The following is an 18,550-nucleotide window of genomic DNA, read 5'->3' on the forward strand; positions in this document are numbered from 1 at the left end:
GGCATGGCAGGACAGCCCTTCGGACGGACGAAGGATGGGAGCCCCGTCACTCGATACAGGCTCGCCCGATCTCGCCTGCGGGTCGACATCCTCGATTATGGCGGCGTGGTCAGCCGGATCGATACGCCCGACCGCGAGGGAGCCTGGACCAATGTCGTCCTCGGTGCGCGTGACGTCGCGGGCTACGAGGCCAGCGACGCGCATTTCGGCGCCATCATCGGACGCTACGCCAACCGCATCGCCAAGGGACGCTTCAGCCTCGACGGACACGAATACCAATTGCCGCTCAATGTCGGTGGCAACACCATGCACGGCGGGACGAATGGGTTCGACCGTCGCGTCTGGCGGGTGATCCGGGCGGACGAGACGACCGTGGTACTCGGCTATCGCTCAATCGACGGTGAAGAGGGCTTTCCCGGCAATCTCGATGTGGAAGTCGCTTACTCCCTCAGCGACGACCAGACCCTGCGGATCGACTACACGGCCTGGACCGACCGGCCGACCATCCTCAACCTGACCAACCACAGCTATTTCAATCTCTCCGGCGAGGGCTCCGGCGACGTGATGCAACATCGGGTCGCCATCGCGGCGGACCATTACCTCCCCACCGATGCCGACCAGATCCCCACGGGCGAGATCAGACCCGTGGCGGGCACCGCCTTCGATTTCCGCGAGCCCGAAGCCTTGGGCTCACGCATCCGCGACGGGGATTTGCAACTCGCTCTGGCCCACGGCTACGACCACACCTTCGTGCTGCGCGAACCCGGCTCCCTCCGGCATGTGACGTCCGCCGTCGATCCTGCGAGCGGGAGACGGCTCGACGTCGCCACCACCCAGCCGGGCCTGCAACTCTACACCGCCAACATGCTCGACGGCACGGTGATCGGGTCCGGCGGGCGGCTGTACCGAGCCGGCGATGCGGTCTGTTTCGAGGCGCAGGGGTTTCCCGACGCGCCGAACCGGGCGGAGTTTCCCTCCACGACGCTCCGCCTTGGCGAGGTCTTCACCGCGACGACGACCTATCGTTTCAGCGCGGGCTGACGCACCGCCCGTCATCGCCCTAAGCGGCGGTCGCTTGACTTGGGTTCTTTTGTGTCTGTAATTTCTGTCATGACAGAAATTACAGACATCCCAGAAAAGCTCCCCGTGGCGGTGGAGCGCTTCATCCTCCACTGGGGCGATCTCGGCGGGCAATGGGGCGTCAACCGTTCCGTCGCCCAGATTCACGCCCTGCTCTACCTGTCGGACAGGCCCCTGGCAGCGGAGGAGATCGCGGCGACCCTCGGCATCGCGCGCTCCAACGTCTCGACGTCGCTCAAGGAGCTGTCGGGCTGGAACCTGATCCGGCGCGTCCCCGTGCTGGGCGAGCGTCGCGATCACTTCGTCGCCGAGACCGACCTGTGGGAGATGGTCACGCGCATCGCCGCCGGCCGCAAGGAGCGCGAGATCGATCCGGCGATCGCGGCCCTGCGTACCTGCGTGGCGCAGGCCGAGGGCGATCCGACCATCGGAGCCGTCGCCTCCCGCCGCCTCAAGGCGATGCTCGAATTCACCGAGACCATGGATCGCTGGCACAGCCAGATGCTCGGCGTTCCGCACGCGACCCTCGCCAAGCTGATCCGCCTCGGCAGCCGGATCGTGCGCTTCCTGCCCTCCAAGCCCGAAGGCTGAGCCGGGGAGCCGCGATCATGACCATGACGGCGATGAGGGGGCCTTCCATGGGCCGGACGGCGCCTCCCCTCGGCGATAGTCCGGTGATGGCCCGTGCGCACGAGGCCGACCTCCGCGACCTGCGCTTCCGCAGCCTGATCGCGGACGAGGACTGGACCACTCTGTCGCCTGCGATCCGCCGGCGCTTCACCAAGCGTCTCCAACACGGCACCAGCGCCGTCTATGTGGGCACCGTGGTCGAGACGCGGATGAGCCGCCTCGGCTGGGTCGTGGCACAAGCTGCCCGCCTCATCGGCGGCCCGCTCCCCACCTCACGGGCCAAGGGCCTCGCCAGCGTCGTCTCCGTGACGGAGGACCGGTCGGGGGGCGGGCAGGTTTGGACGCGGCTCTACGCGCGGCCGGACGGATTTCCCCAGACCGTCAATTCGGCCAAGCGCTTCGCCGGGCCCACCGGCCTCGAAGAGCATGTGGGCGGCGGTCTCGGCATGAGCCTCGATGTCTCCGTCGTCGAAGGCAGGCTGGTCTTTTCGAGCCGCCGCTACTTCCTCCAGCTGGGCAGATGGCGTCTGCCGCTTCCCGGTTTCCTGACGCCGGGCACCCTCACGGTGACCCACGGCGAGACCGGGACGGACCGCTTCGCCTTCATCCTCATCGTTCGTCATCCCTGGTTCGGCACGCTGATCCGCCAGGAGGCGGAGTTCCGCGACGTCATCGACGCCTGATCCATCACGGGGGAGACCCGACATCATGACTTCGATAGTGCTGTGGTCGCTGATCGCCGTGCAGATCGCCATGGGGGCCTTCGACACGCTCTACCACCACGAACTGACCGAGCGCCTCGCCTGGCGCCCGTCCCAGCGCGGCGAGTTGCGTCTCCATGCCGTGCGCAACGGGCTCTATGCCCTGCTCTTCCTCACCCTCGGTTTCGCCGAACCCAAGGGACTGCTCGCCTGGGCCATCATGGGCGTGCTCATCGTCGAGGTCGTCATCACGCTGATGGACTTCGTCGAGGAGGATCTGAGTCGGCGCCTGCCGGCCACCGAACGGGTGAACCACACCCTCCTGGCGCTGAATTACGGTGCGATCCTCGTCCTCATTCTGCCGGTTCTGCTCGGCTGGGCCGGAGAGGCCACGGGCATCGCCTGGGTGAGCCACGGAGCCTGGAGCGCTCTCGCCCTCGCCGCCTCGCTCTCCGTCGCGATCTTCGGCCTGCGCGACTGGTTCGCCGCCGGGCGGTCCGAGCGCCTGGGCCTGCCCGCGCCGGCCGGGCTCGCGGACGTGCTCGCTCCGGCGCGGACGATCCTGGTGACGGGCGCCACCGGCTTCGTCGGCCAGCGCCTCGTGGCGAGCCTCGTGGCGGCCGGCCACGAGGTGACGGTCCTGACCCGTGACGGGGCGAAAGCCGCGGCACTGCCCGCGCCGTTGCGGATCGTCACCTCCCTCGACCAACTGCCGGACGGCGCGCGGCTCGATGCCATCGTGAATCTCGCGGGCGAACCGATCGCCGACGGGCCGTGGACGCCCGCCAAGCGCCGCGCGATCCTCGCGTCGCGCCTGAGGACGACTCGCGGGCTCGCCAAACTGGTGGCCCGCCTCGACAGGGCACCTTCCGTCGTCGTCAGCGGCTCGGCCGTCGGATGGTACGGCCTGCGCGGCGATGAGAACCTCACCGAATCGAGCCCGGCGGCTCCAGCCTTCACCCAAAGGGTGTGCGCGGCCTGGGAGCGGGAGGCGATGGCAATCGCGGCCATCGGCCCACGGGTCGTCCTCCTGCGCACCGGGCTGGTGCTTGGAATCGAGGGCGGCCTCCTCGCGCGACTTCTCATGCCGTTCGAGTTCGGCCTCGGGGGACGGATCGGCTCCGGGCGGCAATGGATGTCGTGGATTTCCCGCGACGACCTCGTCCGCCTGATCTGCCACGCCGTCGCGACGCCGACCTTGGCGGGACCGGTGAACGCCACCGCGCCGGAGCCGGTCCGCAATGCCGATTTCGCCGCATCCCTGGCGCGGCAGCTCCACCGCCCGGCAATCTTCCCGCTTCCGGCGCGGCTCCTGCGCTGGCTGGGCGGCGACTTCGCCGAGGAGATGCTCCTGGGCGGGCAGAGGGTGCTGCCCGAGAAAGCGCTCGCCAGCGGGTTCGCCTTCCGGCATGCCCGGCTGGATTCGGCACTCGGATCCATTCTGGGCCGGAATGTCGGGCGGGAGGCGGAGGCCCGGCCCTCGCGGGCCGTCATCCCGCTGAGAGAATGACCGGCATGGGAACGCGGCGCACGGTCCCCCTTCGTGATGGAGCGAACCCCTGATCACCGCCCTCGTCTATACCGGCGCCGCTTTGGCCGAGATCGCCGGGTGCTTCGCCTTCTGGGCCTGGCTGCGACTCGGCCGGTCGGCCTGGTGGGCCCTGCCGGGCGTGGCGTCCCTCGTCCTCTTCGCCGTGCTGCTCACTAGGGTGGAGAGCGACGCGGCGGGCCGGGCCTATGCCGCCTATGGCGGCGTCTACATCGCCGCCTCCATCCTGTGGCTGTGGCTCGCCGAGAGCCAGAGGCCGGACCGGTGGGATATGACCGGTGCCGCGATCTGCCTCGTCGGCACCGGGATCATCCTGTTCGCGCCGCGCGCCTGACGGCGCGCATCACATCTCGTGCGGATCGGGCTCGACCAGGATCTCTCGTTTGCCCGCGTGGTTGGCCGAACCGACGATCCCCTCGACCTCCATCCGCTCCATGAGCGAGGCGGCGCGGTTGTAGCCGATCTGCAGGCGGCGCTGGATGTAGCTGGTGGAGGCTTTCTTGTCCCGCATCACCACCTGCACCGCCTGGGCGTAGAGGTCGCCGCCGCTCTCGCCGAAGCTGCCCTGGTCGAAGACCGCGCCATCGACCTCGATCTCGTCGATCGAGCCCTTGGCCGATTTTCCGCCGCCCTTCGAGCCCTTGTCGTCGTCCTCGCCATCGTCCGCAGTGACGGCTTCGAGATAGGACGGCCGGCCCTGGCGCTTGAGGTGGGCGACCACGCTCTCGACTTCCGAATCCGAGCAGAACGGGCCGTGGACACGGGTGGTGCGGCCACCACCGGCCATGAACAGCATGTCGCCCTGGCCCAGCAGCTGCTCGGCGCCCATCTCGCCGAGGATCGTGCGGCTGTCGATCTTGGACGTGACCTGGAAGGAGATCCGGGTCGGGAAGTTCGCCTTGATCGTGCCGGTGATGACGTCCACCGAGGGGCGTTGCGTCGCCATGATGAGGTGGATGCCGGCGGCACGCGCCATCTGCGCCAGACGCTGGATCGCGCCTTCGATGTCCTTGCCGGCCACCATCATCAGGTCGGCCATCTCGTCGACCACGATCACGATGTAGGGGAGCGGATTGAGATCCATCTCCTCGGTCTCGTAGACCGCCTCGCCGGTTTCGCGGTCGAACCCGGTCTGGACCGTGCGGGTCAGGACCTCGCCGCGCCCGCGGGCCTCGGCGAGGCGCGCGTTGAACCCGTCGATGTTGCGCACACCGACCTTCGACATCTTCTTGTAGCGCTCTTCCATCTCGCGCACGGCCCATTTGAGGGCGATGACCGCCTTCTTCGGGTCGGTGACGACGGGGGAGAGCAGGTGCGGGATGCCGTCATAGACGGAGAGTTCCAGCATCTTGGGATCGACCATGATCAGGCGGCACTCTTCCGGCTTCATCCGGTAGAGGAGCGACAGGATCATCGTGTTGATGGCCACCGACTTGCCCGAGCCGGTGGTGCCGGCCACCAGCAGGTGGGGCATCTTGGCGAGATCGGCGATGATGGGCTCGCCGCCGATATTCTTGCCGAGGCACAAAGCTAGGCTCTGCTTCGTCTCGACGAAATCCGCCGAAGCGAGTAGCTCGCGCAGATACACGGTTTCGCGCCTGGCATTGGGCAATTCGATGCCGATGGCGTTGCGGCCGGGAACGACCGCGACGCGAGCCGAGACCGCCGACATGGAGCGGGCGATGTCGTCCGAGAGCGAGATCACGCGGCTCGACTTGGTGCCCGGCGCCGGCTCCAGTTCGTAGAGGGTAACGACAGGGCCGGGGCGGACGGCGAGGATGTCGCCGCGCACGCCGAAATCGCTGAGCGTCGCCTCGAGCAGGGTCGCATTCTGCTCCAGGGCCTCGGTCGAGACCTGGCTGGCGAGGGACAGGCTCGGCGCTTCGGCGAGCAATTCGAGGGCCGGATGGGCGTAGCTCTCCGCGCCATAATTTTGCGCGACGGGCGCGCGCCGGATCGGCGCCGGAGCGGGAGACGGTGCCACCGGGGCGACGCGGGAGCGCGGGGCCGGCACAGACGCTGCCGGCTCCTCGTTCGCATAGTACTCCTCGCCGCCATCATCCGGCTCGTCGTCGTGCAGGATCGGCTCCGGGAGGGGCCGGCGCGTCACCGGCCGGGGCTCCGCCACGGGCTGCGGCTCGAAGACCGGTTCGCGACGCGCCGAGGCGGCATCGCCTCTCGCCGGGTTTCCCATCTCCTGCGGCGCATGGGTTGACCAGGGCGCGTCGTCTCCATCCGAGAACGCGCGGCGCGCGGCCAGAGCCGGCGAGGCGCCCGCATAGGCGAGGTCCGTGGCCGCCGCCGCCCTTTCGGCACGCCATTCGGCGATGCGCCTGGCGAGGGCGGTCCGGCCGCCCATGAGGAGATGCGCCAGGGTGCCGAGGGAGACGATGCCGAGGCTCGGCTCGTCCTCCTCATAGCGGCCGTCATGCCGTGCCGAGGATGGCGGACGCTGGTTGGACGCGGACGGAAGGGGCTGATCGTAGGGCTCCTCCTCCGGCTCCGCTCCGGCGCGGCAGGCACCCGTGAGGCAGAGGATCGCTACGGCCGCGAAGGCGAAGCCCACGAGGGCAGCCGCTGGCGACGCGATGGCGCCGACGATGAGTCGCGCGGTATGGATCAGGGCATCGCCCGCCACCCCGCCGAGACCGGTGGGAAGAGGCCAGCGGGCGGTGGGCGGCAGAGCGCTCGCCACCGCGCTCGCGGCAAAGAATCCGATGATCCAGAGGGTGAGCCGCAGCCCGCCTCGGGGCAATTCGCGCGATCGCATCAGCTGCACGCCCCAGAAGGCGGGCGGCAGGGCGAAAGCGAGAGAGCCCAGACCGAGGAGCTGCATCGCGAGGTCCGACACCACCGCACCGCCGGTGCCGAGCACGTTGTGCGCGGCATGATCGGTGGCGTGATTGATGCTCGGATCGTCGATGGACCAGGTCGCCAGAGCGACCGTGAGCGCGGTCGCACCGGCAAAGAGGATGAGACCGCCCATCTCCGTCATCCGCTTGGCCAAAAATGGCCGAAAGCTGTCGACGAAGGTGTCGTAAGGCGATGCGGAACGGCGGAGCGAGCGCATACGGGACCAGACGCAGGGAGAAACGATCCGGTAACGCTATGGCGACCGAGTTAACGGCTGTTTAAGGCTTAGAGATCGTTAGCGCGGTGCGTACAGATGTCCGTGCTTTCATTCACTGTCACGACGCACCTTGTCGGAATTCATCCGCGCCGCCAACGAAGAAAGGCCCCGGATCGCTCCGGGGCCTTCTTTGTCCGTCGCTGAGCTTGGGGCTTAGCGGAAGAGGTTCAGGAGGCCGCCCGGCTCGGCATAGATGCCAGGAGCTGCAGTCGACGTCTGGAAGGTGATCGAGCCGATGACGGCATCGCCACACCACTTGGAGGTTCCGCCGTTGTTGAAGCCGCGGTAGTCGCCGGTGAAGTTGAAGCAGTCGGTCTTGCTCAGGTTGGTGTTGTGGTAGCGAACATCGAGGACGATGTTCTTGTAGGTGTAGGACAGGCCGACGTTGCCGTAGAGGTAGCTCGGCAGGTTGAACGCGGTCTGGCCGGTGGCCGAGGTCTTGGCGGCGGTCAGGAAGTAGTAGCCGAGCTCGGACGAGAGCGAGAAGCCGCCCGAATAGGCCTCGGGAAGGAACGAGAACCAGTTCGCCGGCAGGGTGTAGGCGGCGGTACCCGAGGTGTAGGTGCCGTTGGCGTGCTGGCCGAGGAAGTTCGGCGAGAAGAACACGTTGAGGCCGAGGGTCAGCGCATCCGACGCTGCCCAGGTGCCCTTGGCGGCATATTCCATGAAGTCGGTGTTGGCGGTGGTCAGGAACGCGCCGCCGGGGCCGAGCAGGCGCTTCTCGTTCGGGTAGAAGTAGTAGAGCACGCCGAGATCGAGGGTGAACTTGTCGAAGGTCGGACGGATACCGGCGGCGAGATCGAACTCCATGTCCGGCTGCGTGGGCAGGCGGGTCTGGTAGGTGGCGAGGCCGGTATAGGCGAAGCCGCCGAAATACTGGGCCTCGAAGAAGGACTGGTAGCTGCCCTGGCGGTTCGACTGCGACACACCGCGGAAGTTGTAGTCCGTCTGGTAGCGCGAGCCGAACGAGAAGCCGATCAGCGGGTCGGCGACCTTCGCCTCGACCGGCATGACCTTCGGAGCGGCAAGGTCGGCGGCGTTGACGCTGCCAACGCTCAGGAACGCGGCGAGGGAAGCGGCAGTCCCCAGTGAAGTCAGCTTCAGTGTCATTAGAGTTCAGCCCCAGTTATTCTGTGAGAGCCAAGTTGCCCAATCCCGCCGATCTTCGCAAAACTAACTTTGATGCAATTGCCCAGCAAATAGGCAAATACGGCTTCTCGCGGGACTTGCCATCGGGATGTTGCATTTGCATCACATTCTCGCCCCAGTCCGGCGGGGTGAGCCGGCCCTGCCCGTATACCGCGGGGCGGTCGATGCCTCTTCGCGGGTCTTCACAGCCATGAAAAAGGCCCCGGTCGCATGGCGACCGGGGCCTCTCGGTGCGGTGAGATCGCGCTAGAGCAGGATCAGTAGTTGTAGGCGCGCTCGCCGTGATCGGCGATGTCGAGGCCTTCGCGCTCTTCGTCCTGGGTCACGCGCAGACCGATGGTCAGGTCGACGAGCTTGTACAGGATGGCGGAGCCGATGGCGGACCACAGGATGGTGAAGCCGACGGCCTTACCTTGGGCGAGGAGCTGGGCCGCCATATCGTAGGCGCCCACGACCAGTTCGCCGGGCTTGCTGGTGTAGTCGGGGATGCCGACGCCGCCGAGGTCCGGGCTCACCAGGATACCGGTGGCCAGGGCGCCGAGGATGCCGCCGATGCAGTGGACGCCGAAGACGTCGAGCGAATCGTCGTAGCCGAGGGCGTTCTTGACGGTGGAGCACATGATGAAGCAGGCGCCGCCGGCGACGAAGCCGAGGACGATCGATCCCATCGGGCCGGCGAAGCCGGCAGCGGGCGTGACGGCGACGAGGCCGGCAATGGCGCCCGAGAGCATGCCCAGGAGCGAGGGCTTGCCCTTCAGCATCCACTCCACGAACAGCCAGGAGACGGCCGCGGCGGCGGTGGCGACGAAGGTGTTGATCATGGCCAGACCGGCCGAGCCGTTGGCTTCGAGGTTGGAACCGACGTTGAAGCCGAACCAGCCGACCCAGAGCAGCGAAGCGCCGATCGTGGTCATGGTCAGCGAATGCGGGGCGAGCAGGTCACGGCCGTAGCCGATACGCTTGCCGAGCATCAGGCAGCCGACGAAGCCGGCGATGCCCGCATTGATGTGCACGACGGTGCCGCCGGCGAAGTCGAGGGCGCCCCACTTGAAGAGCATTCCGGCATCGGCGTTGACGGCGTCCAGGGCAGCCTGAGCGGTCGCCTTCGAGGCATCGTCGGTCGCGGCCGCCAGGGCCTTGGCCGCATCGCCGACGACGTCCGGACCACCCCAGTACCAGACCATGTGAGCCATCGGGAAGTAGATCAGCGTGACCCACAGGATGGAGAACACGAGCAGGGCGGAGAACTTCATCCGCTCGGCAAAGGCGCCGACGATGAGGCCGGGCGTGATCATCGCGAACGTCATCTGGAAGCAGATGTAGACGTATTCGGGGATCACGACGCCGTTGGAGAAGGTCGCCACGGTGGTGGACGGATCGACCCCCTTCAGGAAGACCTTGGAGAAGCCGCCGACGAAATCGTTGAGGCCGCCGCCATTGGTGAAGGCCATGCTGTAGCCAAAGGCGACCCACAGAAGGCTGACGACCGCCGCGATGGCGAAGACCTGCGTCAGGATCGAGAGCATGTTCTTGGTACGCACGAGGCCGCCGTAGAACAGCGCCAGGCCGGGCACCGTCATCAGCAGCACCAGGACCGCCGAGATCATCACCCAGGCGGTGTCGCCCTTGTTCGGAACGGGTGCGGCGGCAGCCGGGGCCGAGACGACTTCTGGCGTCGGCGACTGTGCGAGGGATGGCTCGACGAACAGGAGGGCCAGCGCGGCGCCTCCCATCCCGAGCGCAAGGGCATTGCGAAGTTTCATGGAAACGGAACTCCCGGTCGCGGTGCGATGGTGATGTGGGGAAAGCAGGGGAAGGCAGGCCGGAGCGTCGTCCAGCCGGGCCTCTGGATCAGAGCGCGTCGACGTCGGTCTCGCCCGTGCGGATGCGGACGGCCTTCTCGAGCGGCACGACGAAGATCTTACCGTCGCCGATCTGGCCGGTGCGGGCGGCGGCGGCGATGGCGTCGATGACGCTGCTGGTAAGGTCTGACGCGACGGCGACCTCGATCTTCAGCTTCGGCAGGAAGCTCACCGCGTATTCGGCGCCGCGATAAATCTCGGTATGGCCCTTCTGGCGGCCGTAACCCTTGACCTCGGTCACCGTGAGGCCGTGCACGCCGATCCCGGTCAGCGCATCCCTGACCTCCTCGAGCTTGAACGGCTTGATGATAGCCATCACGATCTTCATGGGCGGCGCCCCCTTTGTTCTGGATGCCCCCGGTCACCGGCGCGATCTACGTCGCGGCCCGGCGATCCGGCATTTTCGCACCAGCCAGAATGGCCAAGCGATCGGCGCCCATCATTCAAGGATTATGCCAAAGGGAACTTTTCCCGATTTTGCCATCTGCACACAAAGTGACCGATCACTGACGCGGGATCGGGCGAAATTTCTGCGTCAATCGCCTAAAGAATACTCATTCAGACGATATCGTGAGCAGAGTGGCAGCCAGTAAAGCAAAGGTTGCAGAGGTTCAGGATCCATCGCCGGTCGGGCGTATCAGGCCTTCCTGAGCGACCGACGCCACCAGCTCGCCACGTCGAGTGAAGAGCGATCCTCTGGCGAAACCGCGCGCGCCGGAGGCGGACGGGCTGTCATGGACATAGAGCAGCCATTCATCGGCGCGGAACGATCGGTGGAACCAGAGCGCGTGATCCAGGCTGGCGGATTGGATCGACGCGTCGAACACTGTCTTGCCGTGGGGAATCAGGGTGGCGTCGAGGAGCATCAGGTCGGAAGCATAGGCGAGTACGGCCCTGTGTAGCGCCGGCTCGTCCGGCAGCCGCTCTCGCGCCCGCATCCAGACGTGGAACCGAGGCTCGCGCGGATCGCGCGACAGGTAGCGGTCGACCTCCACCGGCCTCAACTCGATCGGGGTGGCCCGTCCGAGATAGGCGCGCATGGTCGCGGGGATCGCCGGCCCCGCCGCCGCGGCGAGAGCGGGGGCGTCGAGCAGCGCCTCGGGGGCCGGAACATCCGGCATGACGGCCTGATGGAAAGCACCGTCCTCCTCGATGTGGAACGAGGCCGAGAGGGTGAAGATCGCACGGCCATGCTGGTGGGCCACGACCCGCCGCGTGGCGAAGCTGCGCCCATCGCGAATCCGCTCCACCGCGTAATCGATCGGGGCGGCGGGATCGCCTCCGAGGATGAAATAGGCGTGGAGGGAATGCGCCGGGCGACTGGCCTCCACGGTGCGCGACGCGGCCACCAGGGCCTGCCCGAGCACCTGGCCGCCGAAGACGCGGAACCAACCGGTCTGGATGCTTTGACCACGGAACAGGTCGTCAGCGAGCGGTTCAAGGTCGAGGCAGGCGAGGAGTTCGTCGACGGATCCGGTCATGCGGGCCTTTGCAGGACAGTGACACCGAGGGTGTCGTGCAACGCGTATTATTGGGCATTGGCATCGCCACACCGGGCACGGAATGCAAGGCGCGCGGGTGAAAGCCACGCATCGGACGTCTCGCCCACGTATCGAGCCTCGCCAATGCACCAAGCCTCGCCTTCGCGCGTTGGCTCCGGCAAAGCGCATGGCCTCGGGCAAGAAACGTTGCCTCGGATGAGACGCGGTGCCAGTGCAGGCCCGTCGGATCGCAGCCGGCGCGGAGGGGGACGAGGTGAAGAGCATGGGCGGATCGATGGACGGTCGCGCACCTCGCAAGGTGATCGTCGCGGGCGGCGGTATTCCCGGCCTCAGCCTGGCGCTGGCTCTGCGCCAGGCCCATGGCGAATCGTTGGATGTGGCCGTCTTCGATCCGGGGCTGGATCGTGCGGCTTTACGCCATCGGGGGCGTGCCTTCGCGGTGGCGGCTGGCGGCCGGCGCATGCTGACGAGGCTGGGGGTCTGGGACGACATCGCTCATGCGGCCGAACCGATCCTCGACATGGCGATCAGCGACAGTCGGCTGACGGACCCGGTCCGGCCCATCTTTCTCACCTTTGGCGGACATGGCGCCGATGACGGAGCGGAGGCCGGCGAGCCCTTCGCGCACATGGTCGAAGCGGAGTTCCTGGTGGAATCCCTGCTCTCGGCATCGAGAGCCTGCGGCGTTGTCCTGGAACCGGTCGGCATCCGCCATGCACAGGCGCGGGGTGCCGGCATCGCCGTCGCCCTGTCCGACGGGCGCGGGGCCGTCGCCTCCCTGCTGGTGGCCGCCGATGGATCGCGTTCGAGATTGCGCGAGGCCGCGGGGATCGGTTGGGTCGGACGCTCCTATCCGCAGATGGGCATCGTCGCGACGATCGGGCATGAGCGTCCGCATGGTGGCCGCGCCTTCGAACATTTTCTGCCGAGCGGCCCCTTCGCCATCCTGCCGCTGGTGGATGGCGGCGCGCTGGGTCATCGCTCCTCCATCGTCTGGACCGAGCGGACCTCGGATGTGGAGGTGCTGATCGGCGGCAGCCGGGAGGAAACGCTTGCGGAAATCGAACGGCGCTTCGGGCTCAATCTCGGTCGTCTCGTCCTCGAGGACGGGCCGAGTGCCCACCCGCTGTCCCTCGGCATGGCGCGGAGCTTCCGGGGCGAGCGACTCGCCTTGCTCGGCGACGCGGCCCACGTGATCCACCCCATCGCCGGGCAGGGATTGAATCTCGGCCTCGCGGATGCCGCCTCCCTTGCGGAAGAGATCACGGAGGCCCTGCGTCTCGGCCTCGATCCGGGGGCGAAGGATGTGCTGCAGCGCTACGAGCGCAGCCGGCGCTTCGACACTTTCGCCATGGCGGCGGCCACGGATGGGTTGAACCGGTTGTTCTCGAACGACGTCCTGCCGGTTCGCCTCGTGCGCGATCTCGGGCTCGGCCTCGTCGACAGGCTCCCCGGCCTGAAATCGATGTTCATCGGCGAGGCCTCGGCCTCGCGGGCTGCCTCGCCCCGGCTGATGCGGGGTGAGGCTTTGTGAGGCGATTTCGCCGCCCCTTTGGGTTCTCTTTCCAAGGCTTTACTTCATCCTGAGGCGCCGCATAGCGGCCTCGAAGGAGCCCTCCAGGGATCGCGCGATGACTGGAAGCTCCTTCGAGGCCCTTTGCTGAAGCAAAGGGCGCCTCAGGATGAGGTAGTCGGCTTGGATGATCGCCTTTGGCATCGGCCGCCGCTGAGAGATCCGATCCAAAAAGGCTCTCAGGCCTTCTCGGCCTTGGCGCGCTCGATACCCTCGTTGATGAGGCGCTGGGCCTCGGCCTTGTCGCCCCAGCGCTTGATCTTGACCCACTTGCCGGGTTCCAGATCCTTGTAATGCTCGAAGAAGTGCTGGATCTGCTGGATCGTGATGTCCGGCAGGTCGGTGTAGTTCTCGATCCGGTCGTAGCGCATCGTCAGGTGGCGGGACGGCACGGCGATGATCTTCTCGTCCTCGCCGGCGTTGTCCTCCATCACGAGGACGCCCACCGGCCGAACGCTGATGACCGCGCCGGGAGCGATGGCGCGCGTATTGGCCACGAGAACGTCGCACGGATCGCCGTCACCCGAGAGCGTGTGCGGGATGAAGCCGTAATTCCCCGGGTAATGCATCGCGGTGTAGAGAAACCGGTCGACCACCAGAGCACCGGATTCCTTGTCCATCTCGTACTTGATCGGATCGCCGCCGATCGGAACCTCGATAATGACGTTGACGTCGTCCGGCGGATTCTTACCGATCGAGATGGAATCGATGATCATGGGGTCCTCTCTCTAACCTGCAGCAACCTGGGGCGCTGTTTGACGCGTCTCTTAAATCCCTTCCCGGTTAAAAGAAATCGGCCTTCGCCCGTTGCGCGGGGCTTTTGCCCCGAATCGTTACCTCAGGGTGCAGCGATGCCCGCCCGGTGAAGCGTCCATCGAGCCCGCTTCCGGTCGATCGGCACGACGTCGATGTCGTCGATCAGGGCTTGTTCTTGCGCGAGCCGAACCAGCGCTGCCAGACGCCCTCGCACCAACGGGCGGACCGTTCCAGCGGGATCTTCAAGGCCGGGATGTCCTGGCTGAGGAGAGCCAGTCCCACCGGCAGCATCCAAAGCCCGAGCACGGGCAGGATGGAGAAGATTCCGCCGAGGATGAACAGCAGCGCCGCCCCGATCCTGATCCAGCGGCGATGGGGTTCGCGAAGCCACTCGATGGCCTTGCGCAGCGTGTCGGGCAGCTTCTCAGTAAGGCGGGTGACGCGGTCGTCCCAATCCTGCGCCGTGCAATCACGGCGCGACACGTCCTGCTGGCTGGTGGTCATTGTGGTCCTTGTTCCGGCGCAGGGAAGTCCGGGCCGGCCCCCGACATGTGGGAGCGGTCCGGCTTCAGCGCAGGATCAACGATCCATGCCGTGCTCAGGGTTCCGTGACGGCGGATTACAGAACGGTCCGGCGGCCGGAGGTCATTCGAAGCGGTAGGCCACCTTGTCGAGGACGGCACCGGCCATGCGGTCGACGGCCTCGGCCACCCTCTTGCCGCCGAGACCGGCGTAGAACGCGCAGGCGCGCTCGTTTCCCGTCAGCGTCCAGACTCCGATCCGTGTCAGGCCGTGGTCGATCAGGTCGTTGCGGATCGCGCGGAACAGGCGGCGGCCAAGCCCCAGGCCCTGATAGGCCGGCAGGATGTAGAGCTCGTCGATCTCTCCCGCTGCCTTGAGCGCGCTCCCCCTCGCCTGCCCGTAGATGGCGTATCCGACGATCTCGTCGCCGATCTCGACCACGACCAGGGGGCGGTTGCGCTGGGCCGCGCCGACCCACCATTGCGACGAGCGCTGGGAGATCATCCGCTCCAGCGAAATGCCGGGGATGATGCCGCGATAGGCCTCCCGCCAGGTTTCGTCGAAGACGTCGCTCAGCCGGTCGGCATCTCCCGAACGGGCGCGGCGGATGCTGGTGGTGCTCGTCTTCATGACTGTCCCTACGCTCGGTGGAAACGGGAACGACGTCGCATCGAAATCCACGATACGGGCATGATGAAGGCAAGCCGGATGCCGAATTCTCGTGGCCGGGAATATCGATGCCCGATGGCGCCCTTCCGCGACACGCGTTTGCCCGATCCTCTACCGGCTGTTAGAGCCGCAGCACTGTCCTCCCGACCGGTTCCAGCAGCCACCCGTGTTCAACAGATTCATCAAGCCCGAGATCCGCTATGCCCGGCGCATGGCGCGGATCGCCCGCTTCGAGCAGCCGATCTCCGGTCGGAGCGCACGCGTGCGGGCCTGGGCCAACATGCTGCTCGTCGACCACGGCGTGTTCCGTCTCGCCTATCTGAACCGTCATAAGATCGGGACCGGCAAGATCTGGCGCTCGGCCCAGCCGACGCCCCACCAGCTCGCCTGGTTCCGGCGGCAGGGCGTGCGCACGGTGATCTCCCTGCGTGGCGGCCGCGAGCACGGCTCCTGGCCACTCCAGCGCGAGGCCTGCGCCCAGCAGGGGCTGAACCTCGTGGAATTCGTGCTGCGCTCCCGCGAAGCGCCGTCGAAGGAGACGATCCTCGCCGCGAAGGCGTTTTTCGACGGCGTCCAGTATCCGGCCGTGATGCATTGCAAGTCGGGAGCGGACCGGGCCGGCCTCGGCGCGGCCCTGTTCCTGATCCTGCACGAAGGCGTGCCGGTCTCGGAGGCGATGCAGCAGCTCTCGGCCCGGTACGGCCATTTCCGCTTCGCGAAGACCGGGATTCTCGACGCTTTCTTCGACCTCTACCTGCGCGACGGCGAGGCGAAGGGTCTGGATTTCCTGACCTGGGTCGAGACGGTCTACGACCCCGAGGCCTTGAAGCGCGATTTCCGCCCCGGCTTCTGGTCCGACCTCGTGGTCGACCGGGTGATCAAGCGCGAATAGGTCCGCCGCCCGCGCCTATTCCGCCGCCAGCCGCGTCGTCTCGCGGAACGGATGGGCCGGGTAGGTGCCGATGATGCGCAATTCGCGCGAGAAATAGGCGAGTTCGTCCAGCGCGCGCGCGAGGCCCGGATCCTCCGGATGGCCGTCGACCTCCGCATAGAACTGCGTCGCCGAGAACTGGCCTTCGACCATGTAGCTCTCGAGCTTCGACATGTTGACGCCGTTGGTGGCAAAGCCCCCGAGCGCCTTGTAGAGCGCCGCCGGGATGTTGCGGACGCGGAAGATGAAGCTCGTCACCGTCGGTCCGGTATTGGCCGGCACCTCCACAGCCTCGGGCGAGAACACCACGAAGCGCGTGGTGTTGTGGCTCTCGTCCTCCACGTCACGGGCGAGGATATCGAGCCCGTAGACGCCTGCCGCCATGGCCGGCGCCAGCGCGCCGCGACTGGGATCCCCGGCCTCGGCGACTTCGCGCGCCGCGCCCGCCGTGTCGCCGGCCACGATGGCCTTCAGCCCCAGCCGCCGGATGATCTTGCGGCACTGGCCGAGGGCGTGGACATGGCTGTGCACCGTTTTGATCGCCTCGATCGGCGTGCCGGGAAGCGCCATCAACTGGAAATGGATCGGCAGGAAATGCTCGGCCACGATGTGCAGGCCGGATGTGGGGATGAGATGATGGATGTCGGCGACACGGCCGGCGATGGAGTTCTCGATCGGGATCATGGCCAGCGCCGCGCGGCCGTCATTCACCGCCGCGAAGGCTTCCTCGAACGAGGCGCAGGGCAGCGGGGTCCAGTCCGGATAGGCCTGGGCGCAGATGATGTGCGAGTTGGCGCCGGGCTCACCCTGGTAGGAGATCGTCTTACGGGATTCGGACGTGCGGGATTCGGACGTGCGGGGCTCGGTCGTCTGGGACATTGAGGTGATGACTCGGTTCGTCAGTTGAGGCGCCGGGCCTTGAGCACGGCCCGCGCGCGCTCGAGGTCGGCGGGGGTGTCGACGCCCAGCGGCAGGTCGTCGACGATGGTGGCGTCGATGCGCATGCCCGCCTCCAGCGCCCGCAGCTGCTCCAGCTTCTCGCGGGTCTCGAGCTCCCCGGGCGGCAGGGCCATGAAGCGGGTGAGCGCACGGCGGCGATAGGCGTAGAGGCCGATATGGTGGAACAGCGGCCCCTCCCCCCAGGGGGCCTGCGCCCTGGTGAAGTAGAGGGCGCGCAGGCGGGTCGGCGTCACATGGTGGCCCACGAGTTTCACCACGTTGGGATCCTGCCGCTCCTCGTCGCGGATGATGAGGGCGCAGAGGGTGGCGATATCCACAGCCCGATCCGCGAGTGGCAGGATCGCGGCGACGATGGCCGCCGGGTCGATCGTCGGCAGGTCGCCCTGCACGTTGACGATGACGTCGTGGTTGCCCTGCGGATCGATGATCTCGAGGGCCTCGGCCAGCCGGTCCGATCCGGAGGGATGATCGGCCCGGGTGAGGGTCGCGAGGCCTCCGACCCGCTCGATGGCATCGACGATCTCGACGGCATCGGTCGCCACCACCACGGGGCCGATGCCGGCCTCCACGGCCCGGCGCCAGACATGCACGATCATCGGCTCGCCGGCGATGTCGGCCATGGGCTTGTCGGGCAGCCGCGTGGCCGCCATGCGGGCGGGGATCAGGACGAGGGGATCTGACATCGACCGGCGGATCTCTCCAGCGAGGGGGCGGATTAGCAGGGGCGATGCGGGTTGTCATCGTCGCCCGGGCGTCGCACGGGTGACAGCTTCGCCTCTGCGACTACGCGGCCCGTGACTCCGGCATTGTCAAGATCGGTCGAGTACCGCTATTCACCCTCGAACATTTCCAGAGTCCGGGGCATCCGCTCACCGGGCCTCGCATGCCGCCGCAACCGGCGGACGCCCCCGGAGTTGTCGAGAATGGACTCTTTCGAGCTGAACAAGGTCGCGGGCGCCGTACTCGGCACTCTTCTTCTCGCAATGGGCTCCGGGTTTGTCGCCGAGTTGATCTATTCTCCCAAGCCCGCCGGCAGCGCGGGCTACGCCCTCCCCGAGCCTCAGCCCGAGGCGGCGGGCGGTGGTGCGGCCGCCGCTGCCAAGGTCGAGCCGCTTCCGGTTCGCCTCGCCAGCGCCAGCGTCGAGAAAGGCACCGGCGCCGCCAAGAAGTGCGCCGCCTGCCACAGTTTCGAGAAGGGCGGCCCCAACAAGGTCGGCCCGCATCTCTGGGGCGTGGTGGATCGACAGCGCGCCCATGAAGGCGGGTTCGAATATTCCGCCGCCTTGAAGGAAAAGGGCGGCACCTGGACCTACGACGAGCTCGACCACTTCCTCGCCAATCCGAAGACCTACGTGCCCGGCACCAAGATGGCCTTCGCCGGGATCCAGGCTCCGCAGGAGCGCGCCGATGTGATCGCTTACCTGCGCTCGCTCGCCGATACGCCGGCTCCGCTCCCCGCCGTGGAGAAGGCCGCGGTTGCAGACAGCCCGGCTGGCGACAAGCCTGCCGATCAGAAAGCGCCGGAAGAGAAGCCCG

17 protein-coding genes and 1 pseudogene are annotated in these 18,550 nt (G+C 67.1%); 8 read left to right on the top strand and 10 right to left on the bottom strand.

Features of this window, described 5'->3' with window-relative positions; translation table 11 throughout:
- Window positions 1-3: 3 nt before the first annotated feature.
- The 5 genes from ACYQOP_RS25420 (at window position 4) to ACYQOP_RS25440 (ending at window position 4,294) form a co-directional block, all read left to right on the top strand.
- Window positions 4-1,041, top strand: a complete 1,038-nt coding sequence (locus tag ACYQOP_RS25420) for an aldose epimerase family protein (RefSeq protein ID WP_461224871.1) — start codon at window positions 4-6, stop codon at window positions 1,039-1,041.
- 69 nt (window positions 1,042-1,110) lie between these two features.
- Window positions 1,111-1,671, top strand: a complete 561-nt coding sequence (locus tag ACYQOP_RS25425) for a GbsR/MarR family transcriptional regulator (RefSeq protein ID WP_056429788.1) — start codon at window positions 1,111-1,113, stop codon at window positions 1,669-1,671.
- A 23-nt stretch (window positions 1,672-1,694) separates the two neighbouring features.
- Window positions 1,695-2,393, top strand: a complete 699-nt coding sequence (locus ACYQOP_RS25430; protein WP_461225482.1) for a DUF4166 domain-containing protein — start codon at window positions 1,695-1,697, stop codon at window positions 2,391-2,393.
- Between the two features lie 25 nt (window positions 2,394-2,418).
- Window positions 2,419-3,921, top strand: a complete 1,503-nt coding sequence (locus ACYQOP_RS25435; RefSeq protein WP_461224873.1) for a TIGR01777 family oxidoreductase — start codon at window positions 2,419-2,421, stop codon at window positions 3,919-3,921.
- Between the two features lie 49 nt (window positions 3,922-3,970).
- On the top strand, window positions 3,971-4,294 hold the full coding sequence (locus tag ACYQOP_RS25440) for a YnfA family protein (RefSeq protein WP_207412440.1): 324 nt from the start codon (window positions 3,971-3,973) through the stop codon (window positions 4,292-4,294).
- A 9-nt stretch (window positions 4,295-4,303) separates the two neighbouring features.
- Here the strand turns inward: ACYQOP_RS25440 and ACYQOP_RS25445 are convergent, their stop codons facing one another.
- From ACYQOP_RS25445 to tesB, 5 genes are all read right to left on the bottom strand, one after another.
- Window positions 4,304-7,030 carry a DNA translocase FtsK gene (locus ACYQOP_RS25445; protein ID WP_461224875.1) on the bottom strand — a complete coding sequence of 909 codons (2,727 nt, stop codon included), beginning with the start codon at window positions 7,028-7,030 and terminating at the stop codon, window positions 4,304-4,306.
- 213 nt (window positions 7,031-7,243) lie between these two features.
- Window positions 7,244-8,200, bottom strand: a complete 957-nt coding sequence (locus tag ACYQOP_RS25450; RefSeq protein ID WP_244478085.1) for a TorF family putative porin — start codon at window positions 8,198-8,200, stop codon at window positions 7,244-7,246.
- Window positions 8,201-8,496: 296 nt separating this feature from the next.
- Window positions 8,497-10,002 (bottom strand): ammonium transporter, encoded by a 1,506-nt coding sequence (locus ACYQOP_RS25455; protein ID WP_056429781.1) that lies wholly within the window; start codon window positions 10,000-10,002, stop codon window positions 8,497-8,499.
- A gap of 88 nt (window positions 10,003-10,090) precedes the next feature.
- Window positions 10,091-10,429 (bottom strand): P-II family nitrogen regulator, encoded by a 339-nt coding sequence (locus ACYQOP_RS25460; RefSeq protein ID WP_018044676.1) that lies wholly within the window; start codon window positions 10,427-10,429, stop codon window positions 10,091-10,093.
- A gap of 283 nt (window positions 10,430-10,712) precedes the next feature.
- Entirely contained in the window at window positions 10,713-11,582 is an 870-nt protein-coding gene (gene tesB, locus ACYQOP_RS25465; protein WP_461224877.1) for an acyl-CoA thioesterase II, read from the bottom strand.
- A gap of 283 nt (window positions 11,583-11,865) precedes the next feature.
- On the opposite strand from tesB, the gene ACYQOP_RS25470 reads away from it, so the two are divergent.
- Entirely contained in the window at window positions 11,866-13,137 is a 1,272-nt protein-coding gene (locus ACYQOP_RS25470) for an FAD-dependent monooxygenase (RefSeq protein WP_461225484.1), read from the top strand.
- 218 nt (window positions 13,138-13,355) lie between these two features.
- On the opposite strand, the gene ppa is transcribed toward ACYQOP_RS25470, so the two are convergent.
- The 3 genes from ppa to ACYQOP_RS25485 form a co-directional block, all read right to left on the bottom strand.
- The gene (gene ppa / locus ACYQOP_RS25475) at window positions 13,356-13,892 is read right to left on the bottom strand and encodes an inorganic diphosphatase (protein WP_018044679.1); all 537 of its coding nucleotides are present in this window, start codon (window positions 13,890-13,892) and stop codon (window positions 13,356-13,358) included.
- A gap of 202 nt (window positions 13,893-14,094) precedes the next feature.
- Entirely contained in the window at window positions 14,095-14,436 is a 342-nt protein-coding gene (locus ACYQOP_RS25480) for a hypothetical protein (RefSeq protein WP_461224879.1), read from the bottom strand.
- 141 nt (window positions 14,437-14,577) lie between these two features.
- Window positions 14,578-15,084: a GNAT family N-acetyltransferase gene (locus tag ACYQOP_RS25485; protein WP_461224881.1), complete on the bottom strand. Its 507-nt coding sequence runs from the start codon at window positions 15,082-15,084 to the stop codon at window positions 14,578-14,580.
- A 205-nt stretch (window positions 15,085-15,289) separates the two neighbouring features.
- Between ACYQOP_RS25485 and ACYQOP_RS25490 the strand changes: the two genes are divergently transcribed.
- Window positions 15,290-16,015 carry a fused DSP-PTPase phosphatase/NAD kinase-like protein gene (locus ACYQOP_RS25490; protein WP_461224883.1) on the top strand — a complete coding sequence of 242 codons (726 nt, stop codon included), beginning with the start codon at window positions 15,290-15,292 and terminating at the stop codon, window positions 16,013-16,015.
- Window positions 16,016-16,030: 15 nt separating this feature from the next.
- On the opposite strand, the gene ACYQOP_RS25495 is transcribed toward ACYQOP_RS25490, so the two are convergent.
- Window positions 16,031-16,933, bottom strand: a complete 903-nt coding sequence (locus tag ACYQOP_RS25495; protein ID WP_207412424.1) for a prephenate dehydratase — start codon at window positions 16,931-16,933, stop codon at window positions 16,031-16,033.
- 20 nt (window positions 16,934-16,953) lie between these two features.
- Entirely contained in the window at window positions 16,954-17,697 is a 744-nt protein-coding gene (locus ACYQOP_RS25500; RefSeq protein ID WP_461224885.1) for a 3-deoxy-manno-octulosonate cytidylyltransferase, read from the bottom strand.
- Between the two features lie 240 nt (window positions 17,698-17,937).
- Here ACYQOP_RS25500 and ACYQOP_RS25505 point away from each other — a divergent pair.
- Window positions 17,938-18,549, top strand: a pseudogene (locus ACYQOP_RS25505) (c-type cytochrome); the annotation flags it as partial.
- Between the last annotated feature and the right edge of the window lies 1 nt (window position 18,550).

The sequence above is a fragment of the Methylobacterium sp. CM6247 genome (genome assembly GCF_054817925.1).